Genomic DNA, 12,690 nt, shown 5'->3' on the forward strand with positions numbered 1-12,690 from the left:
CCTTATGCGGTGTTTAAGGCTTGCTTTCCTTTGCTGAATGCCTTCTCTAATCGTAAAAAGACCTGTTCGATCACAATCGATAATACCCAGTAGATGATGGATAATGCCAGATAGGTCTCCAGCGCATGGGCGTTATAGTTGCCCGCAATGATCAGACTGGCTTTGCCGATGATGTCAATCAGTCCAATCGTATAGGCGAGCGCGCCCTCTTTGATGAGGGCGATTAAGCTGTTGCCGAAGTTAGGCAGGGCCACGACGAAGGACTGGGGAACGATGATTCTCCAAAGGGCCTGCACGGGACTTAGTCCCACGCTCACGGCGGCCTCGAACTGCCCCCGGTCGATGGCCTCATACGAGGTCCGAATGACCTCCGACATTGCTGCCGCGAATTGCAGCGAGAAGGTGATCACCACGAACACGGATTTATCAATGTCGTTCAGATCGATGCCAAATGAACCGGCAAGTGCCGGAATCCCATAGTAAGTCAGGAACAGCAGCACGATGGAAGGCGTGCATCTGAGCGTGGTCGTATAGACGCTGGCGGCTCTGCGTGCAATTCCGCTCCTGCTCATCTTGGCCGCCGCAATGATCATCCCGAGCAGGGTCCCGAACAGGACAGACAGACTGGTAACGATAAAGGTTACTTTCAGAAAAGGAATCAGCATCGGTATCGCGTCCAGCATGTATTTCACATCAAAATATTTGTCCATGGGCCACCTCTATTTATCTCTTAACCGTATCCAGCACCTCAAATAAATCGCGTCCATAGAACTGCTTGCTCAGTTCGTTCGGTTTCTTCGCTTCCTTCAGCTTCTTGATGGCTTGATCATAAGCGTCCGCGAACGCCTGCTCTTTCTTATTGAAGAGAGGCCACGTCTTGATGACGGCGAATTCGTTATAGACGACATCGTTCGCAAATTTATGATAAGGACCATCCTCGGCAATAACCTGCTTCTGGAAAGGACCTTCAATCATAACGCCTCCGTCAACGCGGCCTTCATTGACCCATTGAACCACATCGACGCCGAACGTATCGCCCGCTTTCAGCTTGATTTTATTATTCGGATTAGCCTGATTGTATTCATCAATAATGGTGTACTGGGCATTGTTCGCGGCAATAGGGGCCAACGTGAGTCCCGCGGTAGCGAAGTCCGCCAGGGTCTTCACCTGCTCATTCTTCTTCTTGAGGACAAGACCAGCGCTGCTGAGGCCAAGGAATTCTTTAGGGAAAATAAACTTCTTCGTTCTCTCCTGGGTCCAGAACGCATTCTTGACTCCAACCTGGTACTTCCCTTGCTCAACGCCGAGCAGCAGGTCATCGCTTGTGGTTCCGATGAACTCGAATTTGTAATCAGGAAGCAGTTCATCTACTGCTTTCATCAATTCGACATCGTAGCCTGTCGGATTCCCTTGATCATCCAACCAGGAGATGGGCTTGGAAGCCTGGTCATAGGCGACCTTGATAGTTCTTACTTTCCCCCCGCCGCTGCCATCCACGGCTGCGGTTGTGGCACTTGAACCGCATCCGGACAACACCAGGATGAATACCAAACTGAGAATGAGAACACTAACTATTTTTTTATTGTGTACCATATGAATCCCCCTCACCAAATTCTGGATCTAAAATTATTCAAATATTAACGCCATTATTCCTACCTGTAAAGTATGTATTTAAATTTACAGGTGCTTAATGGCATGGCATAATAACTCCTTGACAATGCTGCTCAAGAGAAATAACATCTAATTCATAAAATCTATCGGATTTATCGGCTAATAGACAAAGTTAATAAGGGGGGCGAACCTATGTTGAATTTATTCATAAGAACAGACTCTCAGCGTGAATGGCTAGAGAAGCTGCATCAGAAGGAAGCCGCGTTTAAGGAGAGAGCGGACCGGATTGACAAGCTGGGTATTTTCCCTGAGGACAATATTCAAGAACTAATCGAGCTGGGTTATACACGATCCACCCTTCCCGCTTCCTATGGGGGTTACGGGCTGCGGGTATATGATATGATTCTTCTCCAGGAGACGCTGGCGAGCTTCGATGCCTCCACCGCGTTATCTCTTGGTTGGCACCTGTCGGTTGTGGGGGAATTATTCGAGAAGGGGCTCTGGACACAGGATAAGCTGGAATTTATCGCGAAGGAAGTTCAGAAGGGGGCCTTGCTTAACCGCGCAGCCAGTGAGGCACAGACAGGAAGTCCGACAAGAGGCGGCCGCCCGGGAACAACCGCGGTGAAGGAAGGCGACAGCTGGGTGATCTCAGGACGTAAAATTTTCACGACCTTGTCGCCGGTTCTATCTTATTTCATCGTATCTGCCTGGATCGAGGAGGAGCAGACGATCGGACAGTTCCTGCTGCACAGAGATCTGGAAGGGCTGCGTATTGAGGAGACCTGGGATACGATCTCGCTCCGGGGAACGGGGAGTCATGATCTTGTTCTTGAGCGGGTCACCGTTGGCGCGGATCAGCTTGTCGAACTTGGCAGCAAGCCTGCAGGCCCGGGAGGGCAGCTGAATGCTTGGCTGCTTCATATTCCGGCGTGCTATCTGGGCATTGCCCAGGCGGCCCGGGACTATGCTCTGAATTTCGCTAACGAGTATACGCCGAACAGCATCAGCGGACCGATCAGCCAGCTTCCGAACGTTCAGCATCTGCTTGGAGAGATTGAGCTGGAGTTAATGAAAGCAAGGCATTTCTTATATAGCGTGGCCGCGGCTTATGACGATGAATCGCGTAGAGGTTATCTGAGTACGGAGCTTGGCGCGGCCAAGCATATCGTTACCAATTCGGCGATCTCCATCGTGGATAAGGCGATGCGGGTTGTTGGTATTCGCAGCCTGCAGAATGATAATCCTCTCCAGCGCTACTACCGGGATGTAAGAGCCGGGCTGCATAACCCGCCTATGGACGATGCCACGCTGAACAAAATCGCATTATCCGCCATCGAGCAGGCGAAGAGATAAGCTTGGGGGTTGGTATATTAAACGCAGTTAGAAAAATAACATGGGGGAGGCGTAATGGAGGGGAAGCTTGGAACTGTAGGAGCGAAAGCGCCCGCCTACAAGCTTTCTGAAAGAAAGCTACATCGGAAGCAGATGCTTTGTCTCCGGATTTGGACCACTGCGGAATAGATTTAGAAATCTGGAGGCGGGCAGCGGCCGAAAGTCCAAGCATTCCCCGTAGTTACGACCGTACCCATAATGTTATATATTTTAATTAAGATTAATGTAAGAGTGGGGACAGATGCAGGAAAGGGAGATTCCATATACTGATCATAAGAAGAGCAAGCTGACAACTTAGTGAGAACTTCTTTATTTTACCGAAGGGGGATCACTTGGCAATGAAATGGATTTGGCTTGGCATCCTGTTTATGGTCAGTGGCTTTATCGCTGATACGGTATTTCACAGCATCTACGGATTCCCGGAGCATCTGGGTATTCCGCTGGTGCATTACCCGATGCTGATTGGGGCTTGCATGGGAGGGATCGCCGCTTACCGTCTGTATAAGAGAGGGGAGACAACCCTTAACAAGCGATGGTTCATCCTGATGCTGATGCTCGCTGTGGTCAGCTGCGCCGGATGGCTGCTTGATAATCTTATCTACCACACCAGGGATATTTATGAAGGGGGACCGATTCAGGAAGTCTTTCATACTATGGAAAGCCTGGGCGCGCTGTTGTTTTTTGCGGTGAGTTTAGTCATCTCCCTTCTCTTGACGATCAGGAGAAAGACAGCGGGTGGCTTAAGAGAAAGCGAATCCCACTCTAGGCTTTGAACATCATAAGGGGTTCTGCAGGAACCCTCAAAGGGGCTGTCCCCAATGGGGTCGCAAGGATTTGGAAGCCTGGGGGTACCTCTAAACAGTATAAATGGCGTCACGGATCTCATATCTGTGGCGCCATTTCCCGTTGTTAATTCACTACAGCTCTCTTCAGCAGATTATGCCGGCGAAAGCCACCTTACCTCGCAGAACGAGCCTTCCCGCATTTGAGAGGATAACTCCTTCCGTAAGCTTCCCCGTAAGCGACAATCCGCTTGATCAACGACTGGTCAGGCAGCAGGGTGAAGGGGCAAGGGTCAGGCCGGGTGTTGACTTCGAGAATCCACGGTTTCAGCTTGGAATCCACCGCAATATCCAGTCCCAGCTCGTTCATGAAAGGATACCGTTTGGCCATCTTCGCCGAAGTTAGCAGGGCCATGCGATCCATCCGCCGGAGCAGTCTCTTTGCCTTACGCTTGCCCGCCGGGCGGCGCAGCAGATCTAAAGGGTCATAGATCGTGCCTCCTTGGCTGCCGTTCGTCACGGCTTTGCGGGGATGGGCGAGCCTTGCGGCTATTCCGGTGGGCTCCCAGATGCGGTCAGGTCTGCGCTGAATCATTACGCGGAAGTCATAAGGCCTTCCCTTATGGCGAAGCGCATGAATCCCCTTCTGAATCAGGTACCGTCTATGCCGGGTAATCGTCCGAAGACGAGCGGCGAGTGTTCTGAATGAACGGCATTTTACAGGCCGGATACCTTGATGATAGGTGTAATAGCCTTTGTGGGCTTCAACCCGGATCACACCCCTGCCCATGGAACCGTTGTCCGGCTTCACATAGACCATTCCATAGCGGTGAAGCATGTACAGCAGTGCCCTCTGTGAATAACGGCGGACCGCCGGAAGATGACGAGCAAGCCTGCGGCTGGAGAGTAGAATATGGTGCTTAAGCAGCTTACTCTTTACACGTCTTTTTGATTTGCTCAATATTGTCAGATCCTTTCCTGATCATAACTAGATGGACTGGATTTCTGGTCATTGTTCATCTTATGGGGGCGGCAGCTCGTATGTGTTAGACCAGAACCTAGCGCGTAGGACCTGCATACGCTACAAAGTGAACGAAAGTGAGTCGTAAGGAGTGTGCAGGAATGAATATGCCCGCCTGGGTGGTGGAGACATGGAACAGGATGAACAAGTTGTTCCCCTGGATTCAGGCGCGTTCGGGGAACTCTGATCCGGAATCCAGTCCATTTAGTGAATGTAATCAGCCGCTTCTGGTGACGGCGGAAGATCTGGAGATGTACTATTATGGCCCGGAATTTCCATTCCCGGAGCAGAAGCAGCTGCACATGTACCAGACGTCCGGCACTAGCTCCGGACGGCGTAAGCGGATTTATTATTCCGAAGCTGATGAAGCGGCCTATCTATCCATCAAGGAGGAGGTATTCCGGGCTATTTTGCGGGAAACAGGATTTCGAAGCGCCCTGTCGGATATGGGGACAGGTCATGCCGAAGCCACGGCCCTCGCTGTCTTCAGGGGACTTGGCATGGAGGCCGATTCGATCTCCTTCCGGCTGCCTGTAGAACAGCATCTTGAGAAGCTCTCGGCTATGAAGCCTGAGGTCCTGTACACGATGCCGTCCATTCTTGACCGCATTCTGGGGGCATCAGGGGACCCCGGCTCCTATGGAATTCGCCAGGTTATCCTGGTCGGGGAGATTGCCTCGCCGGGCTGGATTCGAAGAACCGCGCAGCAGCTCCGAATTCCGGAAGGCCGCATCATCGATACGTACGGCTCCATTGAAGTCGGGACCATCGCTTATTACTCCTATGCCCATAATCGTTACATCGTGACAGAGGGGCTATGGGCGGAGGGAATCGGTACGGAAGAGCTGGGTGAAGATCTTGACCCACTGCCAGACGGCGAACAGGTACTGGTCCTGACTTCTTCGGTGCGGGAGGCCTTCCCCGCTGTGCGGTATGTAACCTATGATGTGGTCCGGGATCTGCGTCCTATTCTGGTGGACGGGCGCCTTAGGCAGAGCTTTAAGAGCCTGGTCCGGCGAATTGGTCCGGATCTGAAGCATGGGGAGAAGATCAGCATCTACGATATTGAGAACGTCGTGTTCGCGCATGCGGATAAAGCGGGGCTAGTCGTGGAGGTCGCGGGAAATTCCCTCCGCCTTCACATCGATAGTGATGAGCTTAGCCCGGCGCTTATGGAGCAAATCCGACTTGAAATTGAAGGCCGTATTCCGGAGCTTGGACAGATGATCAGATCGGGTATTTTAGGCGAAATTGAGGTCCTTCGCGGCAAGGGACCAAGCGACAGCGGCAACAGTGCGGTGAAAAGCAAGCGAATCTGGTACAGCTAAAAGGGGGCTTTGCATCATGAAGCTAAGTGGAGGGATTGCCGATATCATTGGCGGCACACCACTGATTCATATGGATAGGCTGTTCAAAAATGAGCCTTACACGGTTTTTGGCAAGCTGGAGTGGATGAATCCGGGCGGAAGTGCCAAGGATCGCCCTGCTCTGTTCATGCTGAGAGAGGCTATTCTCCGCGGGGACATCACCAAGGAGAGCGTAGTTGTTGAATCGAGCTCGGGTAATCTTGCCATTAGTCTGGCCCAGCTGTGTGGTTACCTGGGGATTAGGTTCATCTGTGTGGTGGACCCGAGAACGACGGAGCAGCATAAGAAGATTATTCGCGCGCTGGGCGGTGAGATTGATCTTGTTACTCAGCCCGACCCGGCTACGGGGGAATATCTGCCGGCAAGACTCCAGCGGGTACAGGAGCTGCTTACACAGATTCCCCATGCGTACTGGACCAATCAATATGCGAACCCGGACAACGCGCTGGCCCACAACAGGACCACAATGAAGGAGATTGCGGATCGGGTTGGACCTATCGATTATCTCTTCTGCGGAGTGAGCTCCTGTGGGACACTTCATGGATGTGCCGACTACATCCGTGAACAGGGATGGTCGACCAAGATTATAGGGGTGGACACGCTGGGCAGTATCATTTTTGGCGGGGACAAAGCTCCCCGGAAATTCCCGGGCCTTGGATCGGGCATTGTACCGGGTCTGTACCGTAGTGATCTGGCGGACGAAGTCGTGTACGTGTCGGATCAGGACTGTGTTCAAGGCTGCCGGGAGCTGGTGAGCTCGGAGGCCATATTGGCCGGGGCTTCATCAGGGGGCGTAATCTCTGCTGTCCGGAAGCTGAGGGCATCGATTCCTGCCGGCGCAATCTGTGTGTGCATTCTCCCTGACCGGGGAGAGCGTTATTTGGATACCGTATTCAATGAGGAGTGGGTACAGCAGGAGCTTGGTATGCCTCCGGCTGACCCCGGGAGGCATACGGCTCATGCTGTATCTGAATGATGAACATATTCGGGAGATTGGATGGGATTGGTTCCGGTTAACAGATATTATTCGTCAGGTGATTGCCATACAGGATAAAGGGGAGACCGTTCATCCCCTGAAGCCGTACCTTCGGTTCGGCGATCCGAGTAACCGTATTATCGCCATGCCAGCTTATGTCGGGGGAGATCTTCAGCTAGCCGGGATCAAATGGATCGCCAGCTTCCCTAAGAATCGCAAGGCTGGCCTGCCTCGTGCCCATAATACGATCATCCTGAACGATACAGGTACCGGCAAGCCGAAGGGGTTCTTGAGAAGCAGTCTGCTGAACGGGACCCGCACCGCCGCCGTCAGTGGGGTGATGCTTCAGAGTTATCTGGAAGCGCGGGATCCCTCAAGTGTCAGCGTCGGGATTGTAGGATGGGGGCCCGTGGGACGGCTTCATCTGGAGATGAGCGCGGCCCTGCTTGGCAGCCGATTGAAGCAGGTCTATCTGTATGATCTGGAGCGGGTCCAGCTGGACACGGTACCTGAGGCCTTGCGTTCAAGAGTGGTGATTGAACAAGATTGGCGCCAGGTCTACCGGCAGTCCGATGTGTTCATCACATGTACCGTGTCTGAGCAGCGCTATATTGATGAGCGGCCGAGGGAAGGTGCGCTGCTGCTTCATGTATCACTCAGAGACTACCTGACAGAGAGTATTCAGCATCTTAAGGCTCTGGTTGTGGACGATTGGCAGGAGGTGTGCCGGGAGAATACCGATATAGAGCAGCTTCATCTGCACTGCGGTCTGCGGCAGCAGGACACGGTGACCCTGGCAGATGTGATCCTTCGTCAAGGCCTCAGCAGTTACAGCGCAAGTGAGCCGATATTATTCAGCCCTATGGGGCTTGGGATATTCGATATCGGAGTAGCGGGCTATTATTTGGAGCAGGCAAGGCATTTGAGGCTCGGCACCGTGCTTGAAGAGTAGCTCAGTTATGGATTGATGAAATTGCTATAAAAAACGGGATAATAGGATGGCATTGCAAAGAATGAGACTCCAAAGGGCTCATTCTTATTTTTTTTTAAAAAGTATGAAAAATGTCGAAACGTGTAATATATTGTAATATAATAGCTTGATATTGAATAAGAATATAAGACGCGGTTAAAATGTTCACATTTGTGGGTACAGTCGTAACAACGGTGAATGTTTGGACTTTCGGCCGCTGCCCGCCTCCAGATTTCTTGATGTATACCGAAGTAGGGATCATGTCATCTTTTAACTGCGTCTTATCTAGATTCTTTTGGTATAAACACTTTCTATTAAACTAGGAAATCAGATCGGGGGGATGATAGGCAGATGCGCTTGAAGAGAAAGGCACGGAAAGACCGTCGTCCAAGAAGGTATATTTCCGTACAAAAGAAGTTTTATTTCAGTCATATTCTGGCCCTGGTGTGGATGGTGATCTCCATTGTGCTATCTATTCCTTGGGTGCAGGATCTGGGATGGTTATTCACTCTGCCCGTTGCCTTATTCATCGTAATTGGTATCTCCTACATTCCCGGATATATGAATGCCTTTATGATATCAAGCCTCTTGTTTGACAAGCAGCCGAAAATGAAAGATATGAATCCCGCGGAGCCCATCACTATTCTGGTGGCTTGCTATAACGAGGAGGCGGGTGTCGGTGATACCCTGCGCTACATTGCGGCCCAGGATTATCAAGGTGAGCTTCTTGTCATTGTCATTGACAATAACTCTTCCGACCATACCGCGGCGGTTGCCGAGGAGACGGGCGAGAGCTTGGGGCTTCGCCTGAGGGTAATCCATGAAAGCACGCCTGGGAAGAATCATGCTCTTAATTCGGCATTAGCTCACGTTCATACTGAACTGATGATTACGCTCGATGCGGATACTCTGCTGCATAAATCAGCCATCAGGTATCTGGTTGCCAGGTACGTATCGTCTCCAAGCGATGTCTGCGCGGTTGCAGGGGCTGTTCTTGTCCGTAACAGCAGGGGTAAGTTTCTGGCAAGAATTCAGGAATGGGACTACTTCCTCGGGATCGCCAGCATTAAACGCCTGCAGGGATTGTTTCAAGGGACTCTTGTTGCACAAGGAGCCTTCTCGCTATATAGAACCCAAAGCGTTATTGAAGTGGAGGGCTGGCCGGATGCGATTGGAGAAGATATTGTACTGACCTGGCGCTTTCTGGGCAGGGGCTGGAAGGTGTACTTTGAACCTCTCGCCGTAGCCTTCACGGATGTACCGGAGAGTCTGCATCACTTCTTCAGGCAGCGAAGCCGCTGGGCCAGGGGGATGATTGAGGCTCTAAAAGTGGTCAAGCCTTGGCAGCAGCCATCTCCTTATACCCGGTATTTGACCTTTTGCAATCTATTCATGCCTTATCTGGATGTGGTCTATACTCTGATATGGCTGCCGGGTCTGATCCTGGCGTTCTGCGGGTACTATTGGATTGTCGGGATTGCGACCCTGCTTGTGCTTCCCCTTACCTTCTGCGTGAACTTCATCCTCTATGTGTACCAGCGGCGTGTGTTCAAGAGGCTGAATTTGAGGATACGTAAAAATGCGCTCGGCTTCTTCGCCTACGTGCTTCTGTACCAGGTCATCATGAGCCCTGTCTCGGTGTGGGGATATCTGCAGGAAGCGTTCAAATTGAACCGGGTATGGAAGTGAACACGTTATACATGTTTAACAGCCAAGCGAGGCACCTGAGAAGGTGTCTTTTTGTTATGTCTGTTATGTTTTCCGAACATTTCCTGATTGATTCTTTCCAATTTCGGTTATTCTCTTCTTAATACTGTGTTAACATTTGTAACAGATGAGATAAGTAGACAGGGGGAAAGATTGAGTTGGAGTTAAAGAAGTGGATTGAGCAGGGGGTGCTGGGTGTATTATGCCTGGCTCTTATGTGCGGGGCATTTGTGGGGGTGGGTACGAAGCCGGCCCTTGCAGCAGACCCATATAGTACGTTCAAGAACTCAGCGGTAAAAGGACCGCCGATCCCGGGGCTTGAAGCTGGGAGTACATGGGTGCCGCAGGGCCTTGCTCTGGTACCGTCGAAGGACTGGGTGATCACCTCCCACTACCGCGGTCAAGAGAACAGCTGGCAGGTCTCTGGTATTGTGATTACGAATACCAAGACGAATAAGCGGATTAAGACGCTGTACCTCTATGACAATCTCATTATTCCCCATATGGGGAATGTTGGTGGCCTCGCCGTAAGCCAGAACTATTTGTGGATTGCCTCAGGTTACACTATATATAAGATTCCACTCAGTACGCTTTCAGAGAAACAGGACATGAGCCGTGTAATTATGACCGGCTACCAAGTGAACCATAAAGCTTCTTATGCCGCCTTTTCGGACGGGGTATTGTGGGTAGGCGAGTATATGGATGGCAAGGATAGCGGGAAAACAACGTGTGACGCCGGACCGAACGGCAGAGTATACGGTTACAAGCTGAATTCCGCCGATGACCTTCCAGTTGACCTCAAGGCTGCGTACTCCCGGACCACCCCGGATCGAATTCAAGGCCTTGCCATATCGAAGGATTACACCGTCTACAGCCAATCCTGCGGCAGGGATGTATCCAGCAAGCTGCTGTTCTACTCGGGGAAAGTTCCCACTAAGAAACTCCGCTCCGTAACATTGCCTCCCATGGCCGAGGGAATCGCGTTCTCGGGCAGCGAGCTCTATACTCTATTTGAATCAGGGTCATCCAAGTATATAGGAAGCCCGTATCCGCTCAAAAACATATATTTGATCAAAATGAAGAAGTTAAAAATATAGACTTAAGCTTGTGTTCAGAAAGGTGTTCCAAGAGCCATGTCATGGCTCTTGGGGCACCTCTTTTCTTTTTTAGAAGGGGGAGACTTTGGGCTTGTTGTGAAGGGATTTTCGTATTATCCAGGCGATTGAACCTTTCACGCTTTCAGATAATCGATCATCATGTTCTTCAGAATTGCAAGCTGACGGGATGATTCCAGGTCGGAATCCAGAAGGAGGAAGCTGGCTTTGAGTGAGAGCTTCTTAGAGAACAAGCCGAAGGCGTTAATAACGGTAAGAAGGGTCTCCTCGATTGAAAGATCGGAACGGATAGAGCCGTCTTCCATTCCAGCTTGAATTATCGTAGAGAATTGATCCGCAATTCTTTGGTGAAGCGCCTTGAATTCATCCATACCTTCAAGCGGATCGCTGGTGTGGGCGGCATAGTTTTCAAAATCACTCATCAATTTCGTGCTGGGATTATGGTGATCTTCGATAAAGTAATCGAATAAATGGCTTAGCTTGTCCAGGCAAGACAAGGGCAGGTCGGCAATCTCTGTGAAACGTTGAAGAGTCGGTTCAAGCAGCTTGGTGGCCACGGCGACAATAAGCTTCTCTTTTTTGGGGAAATACCGGAACAGGGTGGCAATCCCGATATTCGCTTCCATAGCGATGTCCTGCATGGTAGTCTTGTCGATTCCTTTGAGGGTAAAAACCCGCTCGGCAGTCTCCAAAATAACGGCAGTGCGGTTCTGCCTGCTGATCGTGCGTTCCTTCGCATATCTGGCTTTGGGATCCATTTCGTTGGCGCCTCCGTTCATTCTTATAGACCCCTTATTATATCGATCCATTAATTCACATACAAGAGCAAATTGAGTTTCAAATCGATTAGTGATATGATGTGTATCATATTGATAGTAATACTATCATTATAATAAATTTCCATCAAAGGGGATATGAATATGGGTCGTCTTACGAATAAAGTAACGATTGTAACTGGAGCTGGAAGCGGAATGGGCCGCGAGGAGGCCCTGCTCCTTGCTACGGAGGGAGCCACAGTTGTTGCTACAGATATCAATGAAGCCGCGGTGCAGGCTGTTGTGAAGGAAATTAGGGAGAACGGCGGGAAGGCTGCCGCTTATGCCCACAATGTTACACTTGAAGAGGACTGGAGACATGTAGTAGAAGATGCAATCAAGTCTTTTGGGAAGGTGGATGTTCTTGTAAATAATGCGGGGGTGTCCCTTGCTGTGGGTCTGCTCGATACGACCATGGAGCAGTGGAACAAAGTTATTAGCATTAACCTTACGAGCACCTTCCTCGGCATGAAATATGTGGTCCCTCACATGATTGAGAACAACGGGGGATCGATTATCAACATTTCCTCGATTGCAGGCCTTACGGGCAGCAGTGGAGCCGGGGCTTATACAGCTTCTAAGGGCGGCGTCCGGATGCTTAGCAAAGCGGCGGCTGTTGACTTTGGTAAGCACAATATCCGGGTTAACTCCGTTCATCCGGGCTTTATCGAGACGCCTATGAGCTCTGACTTCGTTCATAACGAACAGATGCTGAAATGGTTTCTGTCACAGACTGCGCTGCCTCGCGTGGGCCAAGCCTCGGAAGTAGCTCAGGCGGTACTGTTCCTGGCCTCCGATGAATCGGCTTATATTACAGGCATTGAACTTCCTGTTGATGGCGGTGTAACTGCGAAGTAATTCTCGGCCGGGCCGGGGCCCTCTAGAGCTGGCAGAACAAAGAATATAGACAAGCCCGGTATTTGGCAGGTGA

At 50.9% G+C, this 12,690-nt stretch carries 12 protein-coding genes; 8 read left to right on the plus strand and 4 right to left on the minus strand.

Annotated elements, in window-relative coordinates; all coding sequences use genetic code 11:
* Positions 1-2: 2 nt before the first annotated feature.
* Positions 3-710, minus strand: coding sequence for an amino acid ABC transporter permease (locus ACRRNK_RS01560; protein ID WP_433945079.1), 708 nt, complete (start codon positions 708-710; stop codon positions 3-5).
* Positions 711-723: 13 nt separating this feature from the next.
* Positions 724-1,593, minus strand: coding sequence for a transporter substrate-binding domain-containing protein (locus ACRRNK_RS01565; protein WP_433945080.1), 870 nt, complete (start codon positions 1,591-1,593; stop codon positions 724-726).
* Positions 1,594-1,806: 213 nt separating this feature from the next.
* On the opposite strand from ACRRNK_RS01565, the gene ACRRNK_RS01570 reads away from it, so the two are divergent.
* Both ACRRNK_RS01570 and ACRRNK_RS01575 read left to right on the plus strand, forming a co-directional pair.
* Positions 1,807-2,967 carry an acyl-CoA dehydrogenase family protein gene (locus ACRRNK_RS01570; RefSeq protein ID WP_433946768.1) on the plus strand — a complete coding sequence of 387 codons (1,161 nt, stop codon included), beginning with the start codon at positions 1,807-1,809 and terminating at the stop codon, positions 2,965-2,967.
* A 377-nt stretch (positions 2,968-3,344) separates the two neighbouring features.
* Positions 3,345-3,779, plus strand: coding sequence for a hypothetical protein (locus ACRRNK_RS01575; protein WP_433945081.1), 435 nt, complete (start codon positions 3,345-3,347; stop codon positions 3,777-3,779).
* 184 nt (positions 3,780-3,963) lie between these two features.
* Here the strand turns inward: ACRRNK_RS01575 and ACRRNK_RS01580 are convergent, their stop codons facing one another.
* Positions 3,964-4,749: a YheC/YheD family protein gene (locus ACRRNK_RS01580; RefSeq protein ID WP_433945082.1), complete on the minus strand. Its 786-nt coding sequence runs from the start codon at positions 4,747-4,749 to the stop codon at positions 3,964-3,966.
* A gap of 161 nt (positions 4,750-4,910) precedes the next feature.
* On the opposite strand from ACRRNK_RS01580, the gene ACRRNK_RS01585 reads away from it, so the two are divergent.
* The 5 genes from ACRRNK_RS01585 to ACRRNK_RS01605 all read left to right on the plus strand — a co-directional run bounded on the left by ACRRNK_RS01585 (position 4,911) and on the right by ACRRNK_RS01605 (position 10,926).
* Entirely contained in the window at positions 4,911-6,137 is a 1,227-nt protein-coding gene (locus tag ACRRNK_RS01585) for an AMP-binding protein (RefSeq protein ID WP_433945083.1), read from the plus strand.
* Positions 6,138-6,153: 16 nt separating this feature from the next.
* Complete coding sequence (gene sbnA, locus ACRRNK_RS01590; protein ID WP_433945084.1) at positions 6,154-7,152, plus strand: 2,3-diaminopropionate biosynthesis protein SbnA; 999 nt, start codon at positions 6,154-6,156, stop codon at positions 7,150-7,152.
* Complete coding sequence (locus ACRRNK_RS01595) at positions 7,136-8,104, plus strand: 2,3-diaminopropionate biosynthesis protein SbnB (protein WP_433945085.1); 969 nt, start codon at positions 7,136-7,138, stop codon at positions 8,102-8,104. The genes sbnA and ACRRNK_RS01595 overlap by 17 nt, the downstream gene beginning before the upstream one ends.
* A 369-nt stretch (positions 8,105-8,473) precedes the next feature.
* Entirely contained in the window at positions 8,474-9,811 is a 1,338-nt protein-coding gene (locus ACRRNK_RS01600; RefSeq protein ID WP_433945086.1) for a glycosyltransferase family 2 protein, read from the plus strand.
* A 176-nt stretch (positions 9,812-9,987) separates the two neighbouring features.
* Positions 9,988-10,926, plus strand: a complete 939-nt coding sequence (locus ACRRNK_RS01605; protein ID WP_433945087.1) for a hypothetical protein — start codon at positions 9,988-9,990, stop codon at positions 10,924-10,926.
* 134 nt (positions 10,927-11,060) lie between these two features.
* On the opposite strand, the gene ACRRNK_RS01610 is transcribed toward ACRRNK_RS01605, so the two are convergent.
* A complete protein-coding gene (locus tag ACRRNK_RS01610; RefSeq protein WP_433945088.1) occupies positions 11,061-11,723 on the minus strand; it encodes a TetR/AcrR family transcriptional regulator in 663 nt (220 codons plus the stop codon).
* Positions 11,724-11,864: 141 nt separating this feature from the next.
* On the opposite strand from ACRRNK_RS01610, the gene ACRRNK_RS01615 reads away from it, so the two are divergent.
* The gene (locus ACRRNK_RS01615) at positions 11,865-12,617 is read left to right on the plus strand and encodes an SDR family NAD(P)-dependent oxidoreductase (protein WP_433945089.1); all 753 of its coding nucleotides are present in this window, start codon (positions 11,865-11,867) and stop codon (positions 12,615-12,617) included.
* Positions 12,618-12,690: the final 73 nt, after the last annotated feature.

Origin of the sequence: Paenibacillus sp. SN-8-1, assembly GCF_050995535.1 — a bacterium.
Lineage (GTDB): Bacteria > Bacillota > Bacilli > Paenibacillales > Paenibacillaceae > Fontibacillus.